Annotated in this window: 17 protein-coding genes; 8 read left to right on the top strand and 9 right to left on the bottom strand. The window is 57.5% G+C overall.

Translation table 11 applies throughout. The features are described from left to right. Nucleotides 1–15 precede the first annotated feature (15 nt). Both pqqA and NYE92_RS03260 read right to left on the bottom strand, forming a co-directional pair. The gene (pqqA, locus tag NYE92_RS03265) at nucleotides 16–87 is read right to left on the bottom strand and encodes a pyrroloquinoline quinone precursor peptide PqqA (protein WP_009090272.1); all 72 of its coding nucleotides are present in this window, start codon (nucleotides 85–87) and stop codon (nucleotides 16–18) included. Between the two features lie 145 nt (nucleotides 88–232). After that, entirely contained in the window at nucleotides 233–1,255 is a 1,023-nt protein-coding gene (locus tag NYE92_RS03260; protein ID WP_259018515.1) for a dipeptidase, read from the bottom strand. Nucleotides 1,256–1,441: 186 nt separating this feature from the next. Between NYE92_RS03260 and leuA the strand changes: the two genes are divergently transcribed. Beyond that, nucleotides 1,442–3,157, top strand: a complete 1,716-nt coding sequence (gene leuA, locus NYE92_RS03255) for a 2-isopropylmalate synthase (RefSeq protein ID WP_259018514.1) — start codon at nucleotides 1,442–1,444, stop codon at nucleotides 3,155–3,157. Here the strand turns inward: leuA and NYE92_RS03250 are convergent. Together NYE92_RS03250 and NYE92_RS03245 are read right to left on the bottom strand one after the other, a co-directional pair. Continuing rightward, nucleotides 3,078–3,860 (bottom strand): helix-turn-helix domain-containing protein, encoded by a 783-nt coding sequence (locus NYE92_RS03250; protein WP_259018513.1) that lies wholly within the window; start codon nucleotides 3,858–3,860, stop codon nucleotides 3,078–3,080. The two genes, leuA and NYE92_RS03250, sit on opposite strands and share 80 nt — an antisense overlap. Then, nucleotides 3,857–4,789 carry an NAD(P)-dependent oxidoreductase gene (locus NYE92_RS03245; protein ID WP_409035016.1) on the bottom strand — a complete coding sequence of 311 codons (933 nt, stop codon included), beginning with the start codon at nucleotides 4,787–4,789 and terminating at the stop codon, nucleotides 3,857–3,859. Before NYE92_RS03245 ends, NYE92_RS03250 begins: the two co-directional genes overlap by 4 nt. A 313-nt stretch (nucleotides 4,790–5,102) precedes the next feature. On the opposite strand from NYE92_RS03245, the gene pqqU reads away from it, so the two are divergent. Further along, nucleotides 5,103–7,229: a TonB-dependent receptor PqqU gene (gene pqqU, locus NYE92_RS03240; RefSeq protein WP_161611181.1), complete on the top strand. Its 2,127-nt coding sequence runs from the start codon at nucleotides 5,103–5,105 to the stop codon at nucleotides 7,227–7,229. Between the two features lie 908 nt (nucleotides 7,230–8,137). Here pqqU and NYE92_RS03230 read toward each other — a convergent pair. Further along, nucleotides 8,138–8,695: an isochorismatase family protein gene (locus tag NYE92_RS03230; protein ID WP_259018510.1), complete on the bottom strand. Its 558-nt coding sequence runs from the start codon at nucleotides 8,693–8,695 to the stop codon at nucleotides 8,138–8,140. 152 nt (nucleotides 8,696–8,847) lie between these two features. Then, a complete protein-coding gene (locus NYE92_RS03225; RefSeq protein ID WP_014593669.1) occupies nucleotides 8,848–9,393 on the bottom strand; it encodes a helix-turn-helix domain-containing protein in 546 nt (181 codons plus the stop codon). Between the two features lie 92 nt (nucleotides 9,394–9,485). Between NYE92_RS03225 and NYE92_RS03220 the strand changes: the two genes are divergently transcribed. The 4 genes from NYE92_RS03220 (at nucleotide 9,486) to NYE92_RS03205 (ending at nucleotide 17,511) form a co-directional block, all read left to right on the top strand. After that, the gene (locus NYE92_RS03220; RefSeq protein ID WP_015700341.1) at nucleotides 9,486–10,661 is read left to right on the top strand and encodes a benzoate/H(+) symporter BenE family transporter; all 1,176 of its coding nucleotides are present in this window, start codon (nucleotides 9,486–9,488) and stop codon (nucleotides 10,659–10,661) included. Between the two features lie 162 nt (nucleotides 10,662–10,823). Then, nucleotides 10,824–12,173, top strand: a complete 1,350-nt coding sequence (locus NYE92_RS03215; RefSeq protein ID WP_022622749.1) for an SrfA family protein — start codon at nucleotides 10,824–10,826, stop codon at nucleotides 12,171–12,173. 2 nt (nucleotides 12,174–12,175) lie between these two features. Next, nucleotides 12,176–15,139: a virulence factor SrfB gene (locus tag NYE92_RS03210; protein ID WP_014593666.1), complete on the top strand. Its 2,964-nt coding sequence runs from the start codon at nucleotides 12,176–12,178 to the stop codon at nucleotides 15,137–15,139. Further along, nucleotides 15,136–17,511, top strand: coding sequence for a virulence factor SrfC family protein (locus NYE92_RS03205; protein ID WP_014605884.1), 2,376 nt, complete (start codon nucleotides 15,136–15,138; stop codon nucleotides 17,509–17,511). The genes NYE92_RS03210 and NYE92_RS03205 overlap by 4 nt, the downstream gene beginning before the upstream one ends. Here NYE92_RS03205 and NYE92_RS03200 read toward each other — a convergent pair. The 3 genes from NYE92_RS03200 to NYE92_RS03190 form a co-directional block, all read right to left on the bottom strand. After that, nucleotides 17,508–17,771 carry a barstar family protein gene (locus NYE92_RS03200; RefSeq protein ID WP_013025718.1) on the bottom strand — a complete coding sequence of 88 codons (264 nt, stop codon included), beginning with the start codon at nucleotides 17,769–17,771 and terminating at the stop codon, nucleotides 17,508–17,510. The two genes, NYE92_RS03205 and NYE92_RS03200, sit on opposite strands and share 4 nt — an antisense overlap. A gap of 2 nt (nucleotides 17,772–17,773) precedes the next feature. Further along, a complete protein-coding gene (locus NYE92_RS03195) occupies nucleotides 17,774–18,211 on the bottom strand; it encodes a ribonuclease domain-containing protein (protein ID WP_014605886.1) in 438 nt (145 codons plus the stop codon). Between the two features lie 96 nt (nucleotides 18,212–18,307). Beyond that, nucleotides 18,308–18,655 carry a helix-turn-helix domain-containing protein gene (locus tag NYE92_RS03190; protein ID WP_013025716.1) on the bottom strand — a complete coding sequence of 116 codons (348 nt, stop codon included), beginning with the start codon at nucleotides 18,653–18,655 and terminating at the stop codon, nucleotides 18,308–18,310. A 302-nt stretch (nucleotides 18,656–18,957) separates the two neighbouring features. Between NYE92_RS03190 and NYE92_RS03185 the strand changes: the two genes are divergently transcribed. Beyond that, on the top strand, nucleotides 18,958–20,112 hold the full coding sequence (locus tag NYE92_RS03185) for an efflux RND transporter periplasmic adaptor subunit (protein ID WP_015700346.1): 1,155 nt from the start codon (nucleotides 18,958–18,960) through the stop codon (nucleotides 20,110–20,112). Between the two features lie 12 nt (nucleotides 20,113–20,124). Beyond that, on the top strand, nucleotides 20,125–23,280 hold the full coding sequence (oqxB, locus tag NYE92_RS03180) for a multidrug efflux RND transporter permease subunit OqxB (RefSeq protein ID WP_015700347.1): 3,156 nt from the start codon (nucleotides 20,125–20,127) through the stop codon (nucleotides 23,278–23,280). The last annotated feature ends 8 nt before the right edge of the window (nucleotides 23,281–23,288 follow it).

Raw genomic sequence — 23,288 nt, 5'->3', positions numbered from 1 at the left:
ACGGCGGGCAAGTGATTAGCGGTTGGAGATGTACAGCGTCACTTCCAGACCGAGGCGCAGGTCAACAAACGTTGGTTTTTTCCACATAACTTTCTTCCTTATAGATTGAGATAAACAGACAAATGAATGACTGCAAGACAGCATTGTGACAGGGGTTAAAATGCGAACCTTGTCACACTATTTTCACGCAGACGGCCAGGTGAAATCAATGAAAAGCCCGTAAGAAAACATGTTAGTGCAGTCCGGTGTGTTGCAAAACCCGCAGCCAGTTTCCCCACGTTAATTTTTCCAGCATGCGTTGATCATAGCCCGAGTCGCGAAAAACGGCGAGCAATCGCGGCAGACCGCTGACGTCACCTAATGCCTCAGGCGGCGAGATCCCGTCAAAGTCTGAACCGAATGCCACGTGATCTTCGCCCATTATGTTAATTAAGTGATCGCAATGTTTGACGATTTCTGTCAGATCGGTATCGCTGTCGCGTTTTCCATCAGCACGAAGGAACGCATTGCCAAAGTTTATGCCAACCAGCCCACCGCTGGCACGGATCGCCTTAAGCTGGTTATCGGTCAGGTTGCGCGGCTGAGCACATAAAACGTGAGCATTAGAGTGGCTGGCCACCAGCGGCGCAGCGGAAAGCCGGGCCGTATCCCAGAAGGCTTTTTCATTCATATGCGACACATCAATCATCATGTTTAAGGCAGCGGCCTGCCTGATAAGCGCTTCCCCTTCTGCCGTCAGGCCTGGCCCCGTATCCGGCAAACCTGGAAAACTGCCGTTAACCCCTTCGCCGAAGCGATTTTTCAGATTCCAGAATGGGCCGATAGAGCGAACACCTGCCTGGTAGAAGGCGTTTAGCGTTTCGCCCTCCGCATCCAGCGCGTCGGCCCCTTCAATATGCGCCACCAGCGCCAACACGCCCTCAGCACGGCAGGCTTCAATCTCTGCAGCGCTGTGGCATAGCCTGGCACGGCCCGCTGACTGCGCAGCGATCTGCTGCAGTATCGCCAGCTGCTGCCACATGATTGTCAGCGGATCATAGGGTTCTTGCGCGGCGCGAGCCGGGGCGACCTGAGCGAGATAGTCCTGCGGCGGCACAAAAACAGCAAACAGCCCACCGGCAAAACCGCCCTGCTGCATACGAGGAAAGTCGAGGTGACCTTTTGGCACACCCGCATAGAAAGCCTCTGCGGGCGCATCGCGATGGTACAGCCACAGATTGAGTAACAGATCGTTGTGCCCGTCGAAAACCAGCATAGGGGAACCACCTTGAGAAACATCAGGTTATGCTACCGCTCTCTTTCCCCTTCAGCAAACGCCTGCGCACTCAGCGCCACAAGGCGTCAACAAAATTGTCACTTTTGCGCTTCAGGTTGTCAGTTTTCCGCGCGCGGCGGGCGTAACGCCACGCCACACTGGATTAACACCTACAAGGAGATGACTATGTTGATGCATCCGGCTGAGAAATATCGTCCGTTCCCGTCCGTTGATCTGGCCTCTCGCCAGTGGCCTTCAAAGCAGATCACCCGCGCGCCGCGCTGGCTGTCTACCGACCTGCGGGATGGCAATCAGGCCCTGGCAGAACCGATGAATCGTGCGCAGAAACTGCAGTTCTGGCAATTATTACTGGACTGCGGCGTTAAAGAGATTGAAGCCGCCTTTCCTTCTGCCTCGCAAAGGGATTTTGACTTTGTGCGGGATCTTATCGAACAAAAGCGCATTCCTGATGACGTGACGTTGCAGGTGTTAACGCCAGCACGTCACGACCTGATTGACAGAACATTCTGCGCACTAGAGGGTGCACCGCGCGCCATTGTGCATTTGTATAATGCCACCGCTCCCTTATTTCGCGAACGCGTGTTTAATCAGAGTAAAACACAGATCGTGGCGCTGGCGACCACGAGCGCAAGACAGATTCGTGCTGCATGTGAGGCCGCGCCTGACACACAGTGGAGCTTTGAATATTCACCCGAAACCTTCTGTTTTACAGAGCCGGCCTTCGCGCTGGAGATATGTGAGGCGGTAGCAGAGGTCTGGCAACCCAGCCCGGAACGTCCCATGATCATCAACCTGCCCGCCACTGTTGAAGTGAATACGCCCAACGTCTATGCCGATCAGATAGAGTTTTTCTGCCGTCACTTTAGCCGACGCGACGCGGTATGTATCAGCGTTCATCCTCATAACGACAGAGGAACGGGCGTCGCCTGCGCGGAACTTGCCCTGCTGGCAGGCGCGGATCGGATTGAAGGCTCCCTGTTTGGCAATGGTGAACGTACAGGTAACGTTGATTTGGTGACGTTGGCGTTAAATCTTTATACCCAGGGCATTGCGCCGGGACTGGACTTTAGTGATATGGCGCGGGTTATTGAGGTGGTGACCGACTGCAATAAACTGCCGGTTCATCCCCGTCATCCCTATGCCGGGGAGCTGGTATTTACCGCTTTTTCCGGCTCGCATCAGGATGCGATTAAGAAGGGATTCGCTTACCGCCGCCAGCATAAGGAAACGCAGTGGCAGATCCCCTATTTGCCACTCGACCCTGCCGATATCGGCTGCAGTTACGAAGCTGTGATTCGGGTAAACAGCCAGTCGGGTAAAAGCGGCGCCGCCTGGTTGCTGGAGCAAAATCATGGCCTGCAACTTCCCCGCCCTCTGCAGCAGGATTTCAGCCGTTGCGTTCAGCAGGAGAGCGATCTGCACGGTAAAGAAATGACGCAGCACGCTGTCTGGCAGCTTTTCTGCCGTCACTATCAGATTGAGCAGCCCGCTCTGCGCCTGATGGAAGCGCACAGTCAAAGCGAGTCGGGCGAGCAGACGCAACTGCGTGCCCACGTCCATCATCAGGGCCGCACTCTGCGTCTGACAGGCCGCGGTAATGGCCTGCTTTCCGCCGCTGTGACGGCACTCCGTCAGTCCCTCGACCTGGCGCTGACCATTGAAGATTATCATGAACATACGCTGGGAAAACGTAGCGACAGCCGCTCAGTTGCCTATGTCAGCTGCATCAACCTTCAGGGCGAACGCCACTGGGGCGTCAGCATCGACAATGATACGTCGCGCGCCGCACTGCAGGCGTTGCTTAACGCGGCAAGCCACTTTCTGCCGCAGGAAAATAGTCCGTTGGCGATACACCCAGCAGACGGCGAAACATGGCGCTAAAGGCACTCGGGCTTTCATAGCCCAGATCCAAAGCCACGCGCAATACGCTGTCGCCCTGCGCCAGACGCGTCAGGGCAACAGCCACGCGCGCCCGCCGGACCCAGTCACTGAACTGCAGGCCGGTTTCACGCACGAAATGGCGAGCCAGCGTCCGGCCAGACAGGTTGAGCCTGGTGCTGGCCGCCGCCAGAGACCAGTCGCCCGCCAGATCGGCCTGAATCTGCATGCACAGAGCCCGTAAACGTGGGCTCTGAGGCAGGGGCAACGCATAAGGCAGCGCATCCATGCCGCGAATTTCATCCAGAATCAATTCATAAATCCGCTCGCTACGGCTGGCTGGCGCATAGGACACGGGCAAATCGATGGCGTGGATGATCAGCTCGCGCAGCAGCGCTGAAATCTGCACGACCTTGCAGCTGGCGGGAAGATCGGCCCTGGCAAGGGGATCGATAAACAGCGTGCGTGCGGCGACTGCGCCGGTAATGTACAAGCGATGACGGGTAAAAGCGGGCAGCCAGACGCCACGACTTGGCGGTACGGTCCAGCTGCCCTGTTCTGTTTCCACGCGCACGACGCCGCTCAGCGTATGAATAAGCTGCGCGCAGCTGTGATGGTGCCAGGGTTCTGTCGCACCATGCGAATAGTCGTGCGCCAGCGGCACCAGCGGGCGCGTGCTGAAATCAAAACTGACCCTTGAACTCATTGCGACTTAAGATATTTATAGATCACGGCTAAGTCCTCTTCACCATGACCGGCTTCCACGGCCTGCTGCCAGACGCTGGCGATATTTTCCAGCGCGGGCAATGAACTGTCTGAGGCGTCCAGTGCCAGCTTCGCGTCTTTAAGCGCCCATTGCAGATGCATCTGCGGGGTATAATCATCGCTGGCCATCATGCCCAGCTTCATTTTGGCATAAGGCGCCGCCAGCGGGCCACCGTCCAGCACCTGCCACAGATCGTCGGTTGAGAAACCAAACTGGTCGGCAAGCCGGGTACTTTCGGCCAGGCTCTGCATCAGACCAATCAGCCAGCTGTTGATGACTAGCTTCATGCGCGAGCTCTTGCCCGCCTCACCCAGCCACTGCGTGCCTTTACCTATCGCGTCGAAGACGGCCTCTGCGGCCTGAGCACGGGACCGATCGCCACTGGCCATCACCAGAATCTGGGCGTTCTCTGCGGGCGCCTTGGTACCGGAAACCGGCGCGTCGATAAACACCACATCGGGACGAGCCTGAGCAAAGAAAGTGATCAGCGCATCCGTTTTTTCAACGCCGATCGTGCTCATCTGGCACAGCGTTGCGCCCTGTTTCAGCGCCGCTTTCGCCTCGTGCAGGACCTGCTCTGTGGTCTCGCCGTCTGACAACATGGCAATTACCACGTCCGCCTTCTGCACGGCTTCCGCTGCGGAATCGGTTAACGTCAGCCCCGCCGCAATCAAATCTTCCCCCCGCGCACGGGTGCGGTTCCAGCCGTACACCCTGAACCCCTTTTTCAGTAAATTAGCGGCAAAGGCATGCCCCATCGCCCCTAATCCCAGTACTGCAACATCAGGTTGTTTCATGCTGATTTCCTTCGTTCTGATTATGGGTATCCGTCTTCTGTGTACCTGACGGCGCAGGCTCAAATGTAGCATCTGTTACCCGCCGCGTCCCGTCGGCACGCCGTGACCCGCGCGTAACGGGCCATGAAGACATCGTGGCCCGACAGACCTCTTCGCGGCGTCGAGCCGGTCAGAGAATAACAAGGTTGGCGACGATGCGATCACATAAACCGGCCAATCATTTACGCTTTCCAAACCTCTGACAAAACCAGTAACATGTGTCGCGATTGTTCCAGTTGGTTCATTTAGTACCACCATTTTCGCGACCTGCCGATAGCCACCGTTGTTTTCGTCACTCTGGCAGGCGACATATACCCAGGGATCCACGCTTTCAGGCCAAATACAGATGAATATTAAGCGATCACGCCAGGCAAGCCTGCCGTTATTAGTGCTGCCTGCCCTCTTTCCGCTGCCGCTGTTTGCGGCAGATGGCGGTAATACCCTTGTTGTCAGCGCCGCGCCGCCAGCAAAAGGCCTTAATGAACTTGATACGCCTGCCGCCGTGAGCGTGGTAAACGGCGACGATATGCGTCAGGCCGCCCCGCGCGTTAACCTGTCAGAAAACCTGACCAGCGTACCGGGGTTGCAGATCCAAAACAGACAAAATTATGCACAGGACCTGCAGTTGTCCGTGCGCGGCTTTGGTTCCCGTTCGACTTACGGGGTCCGTGGCCTGCGCATTTATGTCGATGGCATTCCGGCCACCATGCCGGATGGTCAGGGACAAACGTCCAATATTGATATCGGTTCGGTCGATCGGGTGGAGGTGCTGCGTGGGCCGTTTTCTGCGCTATATGGCAATGCCTCCGGCGGCGTCATTAACGTTACCACTCAGACCGGTCAGCAGCCCCCCACGCTTGAAGCAGGCAGTTGGTTTGGCAGCTACGGTAGCTGGCGCAACAGCGTGAAAGCCAGCGGCGCCACCGGCGACGGCACCAAAGCCGGCGATGTTAATTACACGCTTTCCGCCTCGCGCTTTACCACTCACGGTTATCGCGACCACAGCGCCGCGCAAAAAAATCTGGGTAACGCAAAGCTGGGCGTACGCATTGATGACGTCAGCACCCTGACCTTACTGTTTAACAGCGTACATATCGACGCGCAGGACCCGGGTGGGTTGACGCCTGACCAGTGGCGCGCGAATCCCCGTCAGGTTGTCAGTAATGTCTCACTTTACAACACCCGCAAAACCGTCGATCAAACCCAGGGCGGCCTGCACTATCAGCGTAGGATGAGCGAAAACGACGACCTGAGCGTGATGATGTATGCCGGGATGCGTGAAACGACGCAGTTCCAGTCCATTCCTGCCAACGTGCAGCGAAGCCCATCGCATCCCGGCGGCGTGATCGCGTTGACCCGCCACTATCAGGGCATTGATACCCGCTGGACACACCGTGATGATCTGTTTTCGGTTCCGGTCACGCTGACTGCCGGGCTGGATTACGAAACCATGAGCGAACAGCGCAAAGGTTTTGAGAATTTCACTACGGCCAACGGCGTGACGCAGTTCGGTGAGCAGGGAAATATGCGGCGCAACGAACGTAACCTGATGTGGAATCTTGATCCCTATTTGCAGACCACCTGGCAGCTCAGTCAAAAATGGTCGCTGGATGCAGGCGTCCGTTTCAGTACGGTCAGTTTTGACTCCAACGACTTTTACATCACGCCAGGCAACGGCGATGACAGTGGCGATGCCCGTTATCACAAATGGCTGCCCGCCGCCGCGCTGAAGTATGCGTTTGACGACAGCTGGAATGCCTATTTATCTGCCGGCCGTGGATTTGAAACCCCGACGATTAATGAGCTGTCCTATCGTTCAGACGATCAGTCCGGCCTGAATCTGGGGCTGAAACCCGCGACCAGCGACACGGTTGAGTTAGGCAGCAAAAAACGTCTGGGCAATGGCCTGCTCAGCGCTGCCGTTTTCCAGACCGATACTCAGGATGAAATTGTTGTCGACAGCAGCAGCGGTGGACGCACCACTTACAAAAATGCCGGAGAAACCCGTCGGCGTGGCCTCGAACTGGCGTTTGATCAGCAGGTTAACTACGACTGGCGACTGAAAATGGCCTATACGCTGCTGGATGCGCGCTACCGCAGTAATGCCTGCGGCAACGCCAGCTGCGACGGCAACCGTATTCCGGGCATTGCGCGCAATATGCTGTATACCGGGCTGGCTTATGCGCCTGAAGAAGGCTTTTATGCTGGAGCGGAATGGCGTTATATGAGCAATATCGCAGCGGATGACAGCAATGCGGTCCGTGCGCCTTCCTATGCCATCACCTCGGTCAACAGCGGCTATAAGTGGCTTGTCGATGCCTGGACGCTGGATTTGTTTGGTCGGGTGGATAACCTGTTTGACCGCAACTACGTTGGCTCGGTGATCGTCAATGAAAGCAACGGTCGCTACTTTGAACCGGCTCCGGGGCGCAACTACAGCGTGGGCCTGACGGTCAGTTACGCTTTCCAGTAGTGAACATGGCCGCCGCGTGAGCACAACGCGGCGGCGCAGCGTGGCGACCTCTCATGTTATTCTCATCGCGCCTGGCACAATCCCCTGACGCATTACCCTCTTTCGCCGTCAACGTCGGCCTCCAGAATACCTATTTGCGAAAGCACTCGAATTTTTGTTCAAAACTCGCTCAAACAAAGTCCACGCTCCTAAAATCCATGCAGTAACGTAACGACATCATAAGGAGCACGCACGTTGAGCAGCAAAATCTGTTTCAGTCGTGCCTTTAATCAGGATGTTACCAAGGCGAAAAAAGAGGCGGAGGAAGGTCCAGTGTACATCACCGATCACGCTAAACCGCTCATATCCTGTTAACGGTTGAGGCATATCCGAGGTTAACAGGCGGTAAAAAAAAACTGGCCATGACGCTGGCAATGCCTGAAACGGCAGATGTCGATTTCGAACCTGAACGGCCTGTCATCACCGGACGAGATGCCGGCTTCTGATGCGTTATCTGCTGGATAACCCGATCCTTTCTGGGTTGCGTAAGGCAGGCACGCCGCGTATTGATCCCAATGTCCTGGCAGGGCTAATGCTATTGACCTTGACAGCACGTTCATTTCAGCGCTGACGCGGCTGGAAACAGAGACAGGTATTTTGCGTCTTGAAGGGCGGGATGGGGAGCAGGCACAACGTTTGCGCCACGGGTATCAGACGCAGGAGCTTGAGGCGGATCGCCAGAGAAGGTTGCCGATGGTCCGTTCGCAGGCCGGTGCGCCATGCTGCACCTGCCCGACTGACGTTCCGCAACCGATGCGCTGATTGCGGCAACGGCGCTACAGCACGATGTCATTCAGGTCACGCGTAACCTGAACGATTTCCAGGGACTGGGCGTGATGCTGCTCAATCCCAGGCCTGCCTGACAGGGTTTACAGCGCGTTCAGTTTGGCAATCACATCATTATAGCTGCCCGTTTCACCCAGGCGGGGAAAGACGCGCTTGATGCTGTTTTCGTGCGTATCACTATTGAGATCGGTCATCGCATCCACTGCAAGCGTGACGTTGTAACCTGATGCGTACGCCTCACGCGCCGTCGATTCCACGCCAATACTGGTGGCAATGCCGCAAATGACCACCTGGGTAATGCCACGCTTTTGCAGTTCATCATGCAGCGCGGTGTCATGAAACGCGCCCCAGGTTTTTTTGGTGATGGTCAGATCGTTATGCTGCGGTGTCATGGCGGGCACCAGGATCGCCCAGTTTGCAGGCAGCTCGCCTTCGTGACGCGGCTGTTCATTGCGACCAGGCGCACCGCCTGCCACGTTGACGAGCACGACGGGCAGATCCTTTTCACGAAAAGCGCTGGCAAGTCGCGCGCAGCGTTCAATCACCGACTGTGGCTCGTGCACAACTGGCAGCGCAACAATCCCCTCTTGCAGATCGATGACGATCAGAGCGGTTTTCGCATCAAGTGTGGTTATAGCCATAGTCATTCCTCACAAATCGGTAACAGATAAAGCGTCAGTATGGCGCAGACGGCGGGCGTTGAGACAGCCTGCAAAGCGCGCCATACAAGGGAAATGAAGTATACAAATGCCGGTCGGGCCTGAACAGACGCGGCTGGTTTCAATTTGTAAGCTCAGGTTCGGCCCAGATAGTGGATCAGGCTGTGAAACCGCAGGCGGCGGTCAAGGGGATTACGATAGCTGTGAGCGACGTCGGCCCGGAACTGAAAGGCTTCGCCCTGTTTAAGCCGTCGCCAGGTCTCTTCCACGCCTAACAACAGTTCCCCTTCCAGTACCACCACCTGCTCAATCACCCCTTTCTCATGGGCAGTGGAGTCGCTTTGCGCACCCGCTGCCAGCTCAACCGCCAGTAAATCAAAACGCAACCGGGCGTCGTAAGGCAGCAGCGGCGTAACCGCCATCTGCGCATTCTGCTGCCGGTAACCGGTCACCTCGCCTGCGGAATGCGCCCCGGAATGAACAAAAAATGAGAACGGAACGTTGAAGCCGGTCGCTATTTTCCACAAGGTCGCGACCGTGGGGCTGGACTCGCCGCGTTCAATCTGGCCCAGCATCGCCTTACTGACGCCCGTTTTTTCTGCGGTTAAGCTCAGGCTCCAGCCATTGGCCTGGCGCAATTGTTTTAGCCCATCGCCAAGATATTGATGCAAATTTTCCATGTTATCTCCTGCTTTACCGCTCTAGTGTAACACTTGTGCGTTATAACGCCCTGTGCGAGGATGTGCGCTATAACGCACAAGAGGGTTACACCATGTCAGCACGCCACGCACCCTTTCCCGTTACCCTGCCCATGGCCGTTTCCGGCCTGGTGGCGGTATTAGTCGGCTACAGCAGTACCGGTGCGATTATCTATCAGGTTGCCCTGTCCGCGGGCGCCTCATCCGCGCAAATTGCCGGCTGGCTTTCCGTCATTGGCCTGGCGATGGGCATTGCTTCAGCGGGGCTGTCTCTGGCGTACCGGATGCCGATCTTAGCCGCCTGGTCCACGCCGGGCGCGGCATTACTCGCCACCAGCCTTCAGGGCGCATCGATACACGAAGCCGTCGGCGTATTTGTTTTTGCCAATGCCCTGATTGTGTTGTGCGGGGTGACGGGCCTGTTTGCCCGACTAATGAACTACATCCCTGCCTCGCTGGCCGCCGCCATGCTGGCCGGGATTTTACTGCGCTTTGGCCTGCAGACGTTTAGCGATTTAGCGGTAAATTTTACCCTGGCGGGCGCAATGTGCTGTGTTTGGTTACTGGCACGCCGGTGGTTGGCCCGCTACGCCATTCTGATCGCGCTGCTGGCAGGCCTGGCTGTCGCATACGGGCAAAACAGCCTCCATTTTCCCGCGCATGCGGCGAGTTTCAGCCTTCCCGGCCCTGTCTGGCCGACCTTTTCATGGCCTGTACTCATCGGTGTTGGCCTTCCCTATTTTCTGGTGACCATGGCGTCACAAAATGCACCGGGCATCGCCACATTGCACGCCCATGGCTACCGTCCCCCGGTCTCCGCGTTGATGAGCTGGACAGGACTGCTTGCCCTGGTCTTGTCACCGTTTGGCGGGTTTTCGGTTTGTGTGGCGGCGATTACGGCGGCCATTTGCATGGGAGAAGATGTGGATGTCGATCCCCGTCGCCGCTGGATAGCTGCCGCGCTGGCCGGTTTTTTTTATCTGCTGGCTGGCTTTTCCGGCGCGTTAATTGCCGTGTTGTTCAGCGCACTGCCTGCGGTAATGGTGCAGGTGCTGGCGGGGCTGGCACTGCTTGCCACGCTCGGCGGCAGTCTGCAACGGGCGCTTGAGCAGCCCGAGGAGCGGGACAGCGCCCTGATAGCCTTTTTGATCACCGCATCCGGGGTAACGCTCTGCGGCATCGGCGCGGCGTTCTGGGGCCTGGTCGGCGGTGTGGTTGCACATCTGTTATTAAAGCGTAAAACAGCGTAACATCATCTGGGCATTGGTTATTTTCCCGCCAGCGGGTCAAAAAACCACGCATTTATCCCCTTTTTCAGCGGTTTGATTTGCCATTGTCCCACGTAAAATCACCGTAATCGACGATAACACGCGATCTTCTGCCTCAGACAACGACCGATAAGGGCTTAACAGGTGGCAAAAACTTTTCTGCGCAGCGGCAATCTGGATGCGGTTCTGGCTTTGGGCGAGAACGGCCAGCCTGTATATGCGTCCGCCCTGCAAATCCGTGAAACCCTGCGTTTGCGCCGTCAGAGCGCGCTGGCAAATTGCCTGGCGATTCCACAAACGAACGAACGTGGCGACCGGCTTGACTGGTACTCGCCCTTCCCGGGCAAGGTTAAGTCCTGGATGGGCGCCAGCGATTATGAACGCCGCCAGGCTTTACAACATCTCACAGCCTGTCAGCAGGATCTGCAAGCCATCAGCGCCAGCGCAAGCGGTGCGGCCAATCCGGCAATGCGCCTGTTCGGCGCGCTGTTAGGCAAAAGCTTGCAGTTTCCCAATCAGCAATATGTTTATCTGGTCAACGGCAAACCCGTCATAACCTTTTGGGGGTTTGTTGACGCGCAGGAGCGGAATCGCGACGATGCGCTGGCCTGCCTGCGAGACAGTCTTGAAGAGTCGCTGCCAACCGTGCTGGTTGAACCACCGCCCGAACCGGTGACGATCGCTGCCGCCTCTGAACCCGAACCTGTTGTCGCACCGGAGCCGGAGATCGTGACGCCGCCGGTCCAGGAAAGCGCGGTTCAGGCCCCAGAACCTACGCCCACGGCGACAGCGCGTCGTCGGCCTTTCCGCCTGTGGTATTTACTTCCAACCCTGGCGGTTGCCGCGGCAGCAGCGACCGCTGTGATCTTGCATCTGCCTCAGTCAGAACCGGTGACGGTCACGCAACCGGTCGCGCAAAACACGCCGGCTCCCGCGCCGGTTACCGCCACTAAGCCACCGGCAGTCGTCGCGTCTGCTGAAAAACTGTCTGCCACGCTGCCGCAGAAACCGGCGGCGGTGGTCGCAAATGCATCAACTGCGGCTGCACCGACTTCCGCTGCGCCCGCGCCCTCATCAACCCTTTCAAATGTGGTGGTGCCTGCTGTGCCCGCCAAACCCGACGATCTGGTGGTGACGCCGGATGCCGTGCGCGATGGACAGGTACAGGTCATTGATGGCCGCTGGCGTGTGGATATTGAACAGATCAAAACCCCGACCGGTAAACCGCCGGTGATGCGTTTCCAGTTCAATAAAGGGAAAGGCAGCGTGCAGATCAGCCAGGGCAATACCACCTGTAAGGCCGACGTGACGGCCGCGATGACCAGCGCAGGAAACCTGGTGATTGAGAGCCGCTTTACTGCCCGGTGCGCGGACAAATCCCGTTACCGTATGCCATTGTTAGTGTGTCATTCCAGCATTGGCGCGGCCGTCTGTGAAGCGCAGTACAGTGCGGATCGTGTGTATCCCATTACGATTAAGCGTGAGAGTAAGTAACTATGTTGGCTCCCCTGATCGATGATAAGCAGAAAATTTCTCTGATTGAGAACAGCGGCGTGCAGTTCCTGGATTTTGGTCTGCAGCTTTCCGCGCCCCAGGCACGACGCCAGTTTGTGCGCCAGACGGCAAACGGCCCATTGCTGCGACTGAACGTGGACGGCAACAGCGGCAAATTTTTACTTTACCCACAGGACGGTGGCGCGCCTGAAGTGGTTCGTCCTGAAACCGACATCGCCCTGTCAGACTCGCTGACGCTGCTGGAAGCCTGCTGGTTGCCCCTGCCGATGCTGCGTTGCGCATCGGGCCGCCGCTTTATTGGCGGCCCTGAAAACTGGGCGCGCATGCGTCTGGTGGCCCTGGATAAACCCGACAGCACCGGCAATACGCACCGCGTCACGCTGGCTTTCGATACCCGCTGCGTCGCTGATGAAGACGGCGGCGAGCAACTCGGACTCACGCCTTCCGATGCGCAGAACGGCGTGACCTTTGCGCTGGCCTGGCATAACTACGAGCTGGGCGAATTCCTTGACCATACCTGGGTTGATGGCTGGTTGCGTGAGTCCTTCACCGACCGCGTAGCCGATCGCCGGGAGCAGGCCATCAGCCAGGCACTGCGCGAGTTTGAATATCAGGCGCATTACCTTAACCTGCTGGAATTACTGGGCGAGCAGCTTAACCTGACCGAGATCCACATTCAGGCCGCCACGCTGCAAACCCCGGCGGTCAACGTCGATATTATTCTCGACGTAGGGAATTCCCACACCTGCGGCATTCTGGTGGAAGACCATCCGGAAGAGAGCAACGGCCTGAAGCAGACCTATGAACTGCAAATGCGCGACCTGTCTCAGCCGCATCGGGTGTATAACGAACTGTTCGACAGCCGGCTGGAATTTGCCGAAGCGCGTTTTGGTAAAGCCAATTTTTCACTGGAAAGCGGCCGCGAGCAGGCTTTTATGTGGCCCTCGTTAACCCGCGTCGGGCGTGAAGCCAGTCGCCTGGCCCTGCAACGCGCCGGTCTGGAAGGCAGTACCGGCCTGTCCAGTCCACGCCGTTACCTGTGGGATGAAGCACGCTATCAGCCGGGCTGGCGCTTTAATCAGCAGAGCCCGCAGGGGGAACCTCAGGCCTGCGCCGCGCCGTTTACCTCGTTAATGAATGATGAAGGTCAGCCGCTGTACGCCCTGCCCGTGGATGAACGCTTACCGGTGTTCTCCGCCCACTACAGCCGCAGTTCGCTGATGACCTTTATGTTGTGTGAGTTGCTGGCTCAGGCGCTAATGCAAATGAACAGTGCGGCACAGCGCCAACGTATGCCGCAAAGCCATGCCCCGCGTCAGCTGCGCCACGTTATTTTGACCCTGCCGTCCGCCATGCCAAAACCTGAACGGGAGATCTTCCGCCGCCGCATGCAGGAAGCCATCGCGCTGGTGTGGAAAGCCGAGGGCTGGCACCCGGCCGATGAGGATTTTACCGAGCAGAGCCAGGCCCAGAGCAGCAAGCCCGTTCCGGATGTGCAGATGGAATGGGACGAAGCCACCTGTGGCCAGATGGTGTGGCTGTTTAATGAGACGCAGGTGAACTTTGCCGGACGGGCAGAAGATTTCTTTAGCAGCATGGCACGTCCCGACCGCCCGCGTGAGGCGGATGAACTGCCGGGCAAGAGCCTGCGTATTGCCTCTATTGATATAGGCGGCGGCACCACCGATTTAGCGATTACCCAGTATCGTCTTGACGACGGCCAGGGTAATAACGTCAAAATCACCCCGCGCCTGCTGTTCCGTGAAGGCTTCAAAGTCGCCGGTGACGATATTCTGCTGGACGTGATCCAACTGTGGATTTTACCCGCTCTGCAACAGAGCCTGCAAAAAGCCGGGCTGACCCTGGCGGAGCCGCTGATCAACAAGCTGTTTGGTCACGACAGCCGCATGGACGGACAGGCCACGTTACGCCAGCAGGCGACGCTGCAGCTGTTTATCCCGCTGGCTCAGGCGGTACTGGAGCGCTACGAAAACTGGGATCCGCTGGAAAGTCACGCCGAGATCAATGCGCTGTTCGGTGAACTGGTCGATCAGCGCCCTGCCGATGCGGTGCTGGCGTTTGTTAACGGTGAAATTCAGCGTGAACTCGGCGGCAACAGCCGTTTTGATCTGCTTGAGGTGCCGCTGGTGGTCAGCATGGCTCAGTTGCACGGTGAGTTTATGCAACATCGCATGGCAATCATTCCGGCGCTGCGCTCTATGTGTGAAGTGGTGTCACTCTACCAGTGTGACGTCCTGTTGCTGACCGGACGTCCTTCGCGCTTCCCCGGCATTCAGGCGCTGGTACGTCATCTGCAGCCGCTGCCGGGCAGCCGTATTTTATCGCTTGAGGGCTATCACACCAGCGACTGGTATCCGTTTAATAAACATGGTCGCATTGATAACCCCAAATCGACCGCCGCGGTCGGCGCAATGCTGTGCCTGCTGGCGCTGGATTTGCGCCTGAGCAGCTTTTGGTTCCGTGCAGGCGACTTTGAGCCTTATTCAACCATTCGTTATCTCGGTATGCTGGACGAAAATCAGGCGCTGACGGACGAAAACCTGTGCTACAGCGAAATCGACCTCGACGATCAGCAGTTTTCGCTGGATCGCAAAACCAGCTTTCGTATTCGCGGCAACGTGTGCCTGGGATTCCGCCAGTTAGATAATGAGCGCTGGCCTGCCTCGCCCCTCTACAGCCTGACGCTCAATGATGCAGCGCTGGCGCGTAAGGTTGCGGGGGAAAGTGTCCTGCGCGTCAAGCTCGCCGTGAAGGCCGGTCCGGGTGCGCCCGGCCCTGAAAATCTGGTGTTAAGCGAGGCTAAACTGGATGATGGCACGCGTGTTCCGCTTGAACATCTGAGCCTCAAACTCAATACTCTCTCCGCCACGGGCAATGCCAATGCGCAATACTGGATTGACAGCGGGAGTGTGTGTAAACGATGAGATCGGTAAAACCCCGCCAGCCGCAGACGCTGGCAAAACGCCTGAGTTTATTGCAGGACGCCCTGAACGGCAGCCTGGCCTGGATTGAGAATACCCGCGAGCAGTCGCCCCGTCTGGCTCTGGAAGCCGAAACCCTGACCCTGCAGCTACGGCAGGCTCGTGTACAGGCCCAGGCACTGGCGCAGCAGGTTGCGCGCCCGGTGACGCTGGCGCTGTTTGGCCAGTCCCAGGCGGGTAAAGCCTGGCTGTTGACGGAAATGGTGGCCGATGCACAGGGCCAGTTGATCACCGCGTTAAGTGATAAACCGGTGAATTATTTTCAGAATGTGAATCCCGGCAATCTCGACTTCGCCACCGCAACGCGTTTTACCCACCAGCGGGAACCCCTCTCTTCAGAGTGGCCCGTTGAGCTGACGCTGCTAAGCGAGGCCGACGTGCTGCGCCTGGCCATCTCCTGTGGTGGAGGTGTCACCCAGCCCGACACCGCAAAAATTGACAGCGTGTTGCAACGCCTGCAACGCCATCGCTTAACCACGCCACTGCCGGGTCTGGAGAGCGACGCGCTGGTCACGCTCTGGTCCTGGTGCCGTCGTCATCACCTGTATGACGCACAGCTGGATCGCCACTTCTGGCCACAGGCTGTTGAACTGGCACCCTGGCTGAGCGTTGACGACCGCGTGCAGCTGTTTTCACTGCTGTGGCCAGCCGAGCCCGCCCTGAATGAGCTGGTGCGGAGTTTACTGCATCTGCGCCATCAGCTTCGTAACAGCACCCGGGTACTGGCTCCGCTTAGCCTGCTGACGGATAACGCCCTGTTGCCCGCGGAGCAGCTGATTGTTCCCGCCAGCGAGCAGGATCAGTCGCTGCCAATCGAGGTTTGCCCGTTAAACGGCAACCGTCTGGGTAAACCGCAGAACGTGGCGTTGGGATTACTTGCCCTGCTCACGCTTGAGGTCACTATTCCCCTTAGCTCCACCCCGCGCACCGCGCTCTATGATGACGCAGACATGCTGGAGCTGCCCGCACCGGGTACGCCCAGCGATCCGGCCCTGCGTGAAGAGCGCCAGCGCCTGCAGCAGCAGGATGCACTACGCGCACGCCTGCTGGAGCACAAACGTACACTGATACCGGGCATTTATGCCGCCCGCCAGAGTATCGATTTGCTGTTAATCTGCACCGCCGCCAGCCAGCGTCAGGATGTTGACGTCGCCAGTCAGGCGTTACGGGAATGGCAGCGTCACCAGCCAGTCAATGAGGCGGGCGAGAAACCCCGTCTTATTTGGGCTATTACCCCTTACGATGCGCGGCATCAGCAGATCAACGTCGACGAGGCAGTGCAGCGTCAGGTGGGGCAGCCGGGTCAGCAATGGGGTTCCATGCTGGCACTGGATCGCGCAGGCGTGGACCGGATGTCTGACTGGCTACAGGAAGAAATGCAGCCTGAAGCCCGTCGCGATATGCTGATCGCTCAACTGGCACAAATTCAGCACACCGTTGTCGAGCGTCGCCTTCAGCCCTGGACGGAAGCGGGTGCATCGCCCGACCAGGCGGCACGCAAGCAAAGCATCGCCGATACACTGCTGAAGTGTTTACAACACCGCACCGGTTTACATGGCGAACTGCTTGAGCGCTTACAGCCCTCCCGCGAGGCCCTGCGTCAGCTCTGGCTCAACCAGTCCACCTCATCCGTTCCGGCGGCGACGTCCAGCATTCAGGCCCCGGAAAATCAGTTTGGTATTGGCTTTGAATTTGATTTGTTCAGCGATAACGAAGTTGAACAGCCCGCCCCGAAGCAGACCAGCTTCGGTCAGGGCTCGGCACAATTCCCGCGTCAGGTGTTTAGCCTGTGGCTTAACCACCTGCGTCAGCTGCCGGAAAATCAGAGCCTGCTGGCTTTACTGAATATTGATAAAGCCACGATGGAGTGGTTGATCGAAGAGTTGATCACGGCCAGCTTTCGTACCGGTATTCTGCAGTCCCTGCAGCAGGCGCTGCATGAACCCGATGCGCAGAGCATGACGCATGAATCACGTGCTGACCGTCAGGTCACGCGCGCGATGACGGTGCTGGGGGATTTTGTGGCCTGGCTGGGCTTCCTGCAGCGTCCGGAATCGGAACGTCCTGGCAGCCGGGTCAATCGCGGGCAGCCTGTTTTCTCGCGCCCGCCGGCACCCAGCGTTAATTTCAGTGCAGGACAGCGCCTGACGAAGCTTTCCGCCGCGCCAGCAAACCATACGGCCTACTATATTTACGACTGGCTGGTGGGGCTTAACACCGTGATTATCGAAAACAATGGCTATACCGGTGGGGGCGACCTGCCGGTTGCAGCGCGAGAGTCACTTACAGCCCTGCTTAAGCCACTGCGCCACTAACCGTAAATCAGGCGCAGCTCGCCCGCCAGCGACTGCGCCGCCTCTTCCAGCAACGCCACTACGGGGGCCAGTTCCTCATTGCACCGTTCTGCATGCAGCAGATGAATCGTGGCGGGCAACGCCATTCCTCCGGTCAGCCAGTCCCATAGCGCATCCAGATTATTGCCAAATCCGGCAGGACAATCGCTCTGCGCCGCAAACGCATGATAGAAAGCCTCGCGATCGATGAGCTGGCGCAGATCAAAGCTTAAGGTCAGCATGGTTACTGAACCGGCTTAAAGGTGCGATAGTGGTCGGTCGAGAGGAAAACCAGACCATCAGAGGAGTAGACCAGCCTGTCAGCCTCACGGTGACCACAGCGGTAGTTCACATCCGCCTCGAACCACTGGCGATCGGCGCGTTCAGGCAATTTTCGTTCCCGGTTAGAAAAGCGATCGCCGCCGATGGCCCGCCCCGGCAACACCTCACACAAGTCCCCTTTCGCTGGATTCCAGCCAAGGCGACGCGCCTGCTTTTTGGTAATGTAGTAATCGGGCAATTGCTGATGCTGCAGCACCCAACGGGCGACCGTTCGCACATCCGTTAAGGCAGCGATATCCGAGGCCGATGTTTTGGCTGGTGCAGACGTCAGATAAGGTCTTAACCCCACCCAACAGAGAACAAGGATCAGAACCAGTCCAACCCACAGTTTTTTTGACATGATGGCATCCCTTTAAACAGGATGCAGATGATAACAGCTTTAGCGGGCGATAAAAAAGCGCGGGCCAGATTGCCTGGCCCTGGCGGTAAACTGCTTTTACTGCATGGCTGACTGCGAAGGCACAGTGTGACGGCGCCATGCACCCGGGGCAACACCGTACTGACGCTTAAAGCTGCGGTTAAAAGACTGTTGCGAGTCAAATCCCAGCGATATCGCTACATTCAGGATAGGCTCGTTGGTGCTGGTCAAACGGTCGGCCGATTTTTTCAACTTCTTCATGCGAATGTATTCACCCAGTGGATAGCCGGTGTGCTCTTTAAACATCCGTTGCAGGTGCCATTTTGAATAGCCAGCGCGCTCAGAAACGGTATCGAGATCGAGACGTGCTTCGATATTGTTATCGATCCAGCTAATCAGGTCGTGAATAAAAGCGTTACTCATCATGTTTATTCTCCCGTCGCGGCGCGAACAGTATTAGTATCAGTTGCAGTTACACTTAAAGCGTGACTGACAATGCCATTTAATGCAAGTTTAATTAATACATTAAATGCCGCACTTTTTATGGGGCTTATTTTTGGCTGCTGTCAGGCACCGATCGCGGCGTTGAAAACCGCACATAAAGTGTATCAGTAATTCTTGCAGTTCTTAGTCGCACAAGCCTACACTCCTCGCGATAAATTGCAACCATAGAAGTTGCAAATATTGGCCTTCGGGCCTTATTTCACTGTCATCGCGGGATCACAAAAATGATTACTCACTGGGTTCGTCAGGGATCTTCCCTGCTGGGAATGGGGCTGCTGGTTAGTCTGCTAAGCGGTTGTGACACGGGCCAGGCTAAAAATGCCCCGCCGCCGCCGCCCGACGTCAGCGTTGCGGATGTGTTGGTGAAGCCTGTCAGTCAATGGGACAGCTTCAACGGGCGCGTTGAAGCCGTAGAAAGCGTGCAGCTCCGGCCTCGCGTTTCGGGTTATATCGACAGCGTTAATTATCATGAAGGCGACGAGGTCAGGAAAGGTCAGGTTCTGTTTACCATCGACGATCGCAGCTACCGTGCCGCACTGGAACAGGCAAAAGCGACGCTGGCCCGCGCGCGCAGTCAGGCCAGCCTGACACGCAGCGAATCGGCTCGCACCGAGAAGCTGGTGGGTACACAGGCGGTGTCACGCGAGATGTGGGAACAGCGACGTTCAACAGCCAGTCAGGCTCAGGCTGATGTCCTGGCCGCCGAATCCTCTGTCGACATGGCTCAACTCAATCTGGATTTCACCCGCGTCACCGCGCCGATCGACGGACGGGCCAGCCGGGCCATGATTACTGCCGGTAATCTTGTCACCGCTGGCGACAGCGCCAGCGTACTGACCACATTGGTTTCGCAGGACAAGATGTTCGTCTATTTCGACGTCGATGAGACCACCTTCCTGCACTATCAGGCTATGGCACGTCAGGGACAACAGCGGCATGCCCTGCCCGTTGAAATCGGCCTGGCCGGAGAACAGGGTTATCCACATCGCGGCAACGTCGATTTTCTTGATAACCAACTTAATGCCAGCACCGGTACGATCCGCATGCGCGCCCTTCTGGACAACCGCCAGCGCACCTATACGCCCGGCCTGTTTGCCCGCGTTCGCCTTCCCGGTAGCGCGCAGTTTAATGCCGTGTTAATCGACGACAAAGCCGTGCTGACCGATCAGGACCGCAAGTATGTCTATGTGGTCGATGCACAGGGTAAAGCCCAACGTCGTGATGTTCATCCCGGCGCGATGGCGGACGGATTACGCATCGTTACCACCGGTTTACAGGCGGGCGATCGGGTTATCGTTGCCGGCCTGCAAAAAGTGTTTATGGCTGGTATGCCGGTAACGGCAAAAACCGTCGATATGGCCGCGACTGCCGCGCGATAACCTGAGGTTGTTATGGATTTTTCCCGCTTTTTTATTGATCGGCCTATCTTTGCCGCCGTGCTGTCCGTCTTGATTTTTATGACCGGGCTGATCGCCATCCCGCTGCTGCCCATCAGTGAGTATCCGGACGTGGTGCCGCCCAGCGTGCAGGTGCGTGCCGAATATCCCGGCGCTAACCCGAAAGCCATCGCCGACTCCGTGGCAACGCCGCTGGAAGAGGCGATTAACGGCGTTGAAAACATGATGTACATGAAGTCCGTGGCCGGTTCTGACGGTGTGCTGGTGACCACCGTGACCTTCCGCCCGGGTACCGATCCGGATCAGGCCCAGGTTCAGGTGCAAAACCGCGTAGCCCAGGCCGAGGCGCGGTTGCCGGAGGACGTGCGCCGTCTCGGGATCACGACGCAAAAAATGTCGCCGACCCTGACCTTAGTAGTGCATCTGTTTTCCCCTAATAACACCTACGATTCGCTCTATCTGCGTAACTACGCCACGCTGAAAGTCAAAGATGAGCTGGCCCGTCTGCCGGGCGTGGGGCAAATCCAGATTTTTGGCGCGGGTGAATACGCGATGCGCGTCTGGCTCGATCCCAACAAAGTGGCGGCGCGCGGCTTAACCGCCTCTGACGTTGTGAAAGCGATGCAGGAGCAGAACGTACAGGTTTCTGCGGGACAACTTGGGGCGGAACCGTTAAAAAAACAGAGCGATTTTCTGCTGTCCATTAATATGCAGGGACGGCTGGAAAACGAGCAGCAGTTTGGCGATATCATTCTGAAAACGTCAGAGGACGGCTCACTGGTCCGGCTGCGTGACGTGGCGCGCATTGAAATGGGTTCAGGCAGCTATGCCCTGCGTTCGCAGCTCAATAACAAAGACGCCGTCGGTATTGGTATTTTCCAGGCACCGGGCGCCAATGCTATCGATCTGTCAAACGCGGTGCGTGCCAAAATGGATGAACTGGCCACCCGTTTCCCCAACGATGTGAAGTGGGCTGCGCCTTACGATCCCACCGTGTTTGTTCGCGACTCCATTAAGGCTGTGGTGCAAACCCTGCTGGAAGCGGTGTTTTTAGTGGTGCTGGTGGTGATTCTGTTCCTGCAAACCTGGCGCGCTTCCATTATTCCCCTGCTGGCGGTTCCGGTATCCGTGGTCGGCACCTTTAGCGTGCTGTATCTGCTTGGGTTCTCGCTCAACACGCTAAGCCTGTTCGGACTGGTGCTGGCCATCGGTATCGTGGTGGACGATGCCATCGTGGTGGTGGAAAACGTTGAACGCAATATTGAGATGGGACTGTCACCCAAAGCCGCTGCCCATCAGGCGATGCGTGAGGTATCCGGCCCGATCATTGCCATCGCCCTCGTGCTGTGCGCGGTGTTCGTGCCCATGGCGTTTCTGTCGGGCGTGACCGGCCAGTTTTACAAACAGTTCGCCACCACGATTGCGATTTCAACCGTGATCTCCGCCATCAACTCACTGACCCTTTCTCCCGCACTGGCCGCGATGTTACTGAAGGATCATCAGGCCCCCAAAGATATGCCGACGCGCCTGATCGACAGGCTGTTTGGCTGGATTTTCCGCCCGTTTAACCGCTTCTTTCAGCGTAGCGCGCACGGCTATGAATCGATGGTGGGGAAAACCCTGCGTCGTCGCGGCGCGGTGTTTGGTGTTTACCTGGTGTTACTGGCTGGCGCGGGCTGGATGTTTCATGCGGTGCCGGGCGGGTTTATTCCCACTCAGGACAAGCTTTACCTGATCGGCGGCGTCAAAATGCCGGAAGGCTCGTCGCTGGCGCGCACCGATGAAGTGATTCGTCAGATGAGCGAAATCGGCCTGCAAACGGAAGGCGTGGCCTATGCGGTGGCCTTCCCCGGCCTGAACGCGTTGCAGTTTACGAATACGCCGAACAGCGGCACGGTCTTTTTTGGCCTGAAGCCGTTCAGCGAACGTAAACTAACGGCGGCGCAGATTAACGCGGAGATCAATGCGAAAATTTCCCGCATTCAACAGGGATTTGGCTTTTCAATTATGCCACCGCCTATCCTGGGGCTAGGCCAGGGTTCGGGCTATTCCCTTTACGTTCAGGATCGGGCCGGACTGGGCTATGGCGCACTGCAGACCGCGATTAACACCCTCTCGGGCGCGGTTATGCAGACGCCGGGCATGCATTTCCCGATCTCCTCTTATCAGGCCAACGTGCCACAGCTGGAGGTGCAGGTTGACCGCGATAAGGCGAAAGCACAGGGCGTAGCGTTAACCGATCTGTTCAGTACGCTACAAACTTATCTGGGTTCATCCTACGTTAATGACTTTAACCGTTTTGGGCGCACCTGGCGCGTCATGGCGCAGGCCGACGGGGAATTCCGCGACAGCGTTGAGGACATCGCGAACCTGCGTACCCGTAACGACCGCGGTGAGATGGTGCCGATTGGCAGCATGGTGCACATCACCACGGCCTACGGCCCCGATCCGGTGATTCGTTATAACGGCTATCCGGCGGCTGACTTGATCGGCGATGCCGATCCACGCGTGCTCTCATCGGCCCAGGCGATGCGTCAACTTGAAACGATGTCGGGTCAGCTGCTGCCGAACGGCATGAATATCGAATGGACCGATCTCAGCTATCAGCAGGCGACGCAGGGTAATACGGCCCTGATTGTTTTCCCTGTCGCTGTCCTGCTGGCGTTTTTAGTGCTGGCTGCACTGTATGAGAGCTGGACGCTGCCGCTTGCGGTGATCCTGATTGTGCCGGTGACCATGCTGTCTGCCCTTGTGGGCGTCTGGTTAACCGGTGGGGATAACAACGTATTCGTGCAGGTTGGACTGGTCGTGCTGATGGGGCTGGCCTGTAAGAACGCCATTCTGATTGTGGAGTTCGCCCGCGAACTGGAGATTCAGGGCAAAGGCATTACAGAAGCGGCGCTGGAAGCCTGCCGTCTGCGCCTGCGTCCTATCGTAATGACCTCTATCGCCTTTATTGCCGGCACGATCCCCCTGATTCTGGGTGAAGGTGCGGGTGCTGAAGTGCGTGGCGTTACCGGCGTTACCGTGTTCTCCGGTATGTTAGGCGTTACGCTGTTTGGCCTGTTCCTGACGCCGGTGTTCTACGTGACGCTGCGCAAGCTGGTGACGCGTAAAGCCGCTCAGCAGCGCTTACAGAACGCGCCATAACGGAGTCG

The sequence above is a fragment of the Pantoea sp. B566 genome (assembly GCF_024793925.1).
Lineage (GTDB): Bacteria > Pseudomonadota > Gammaproteobacteria > Enterobacterales > Enterobacteriaceae > Pantoea > Pantoea ananatis.
The sequence above is the reverse complement of the archived record's forward strand: the minus strand, read 5'-3'. Positions and strand labels throughout refer to the sequence as shown.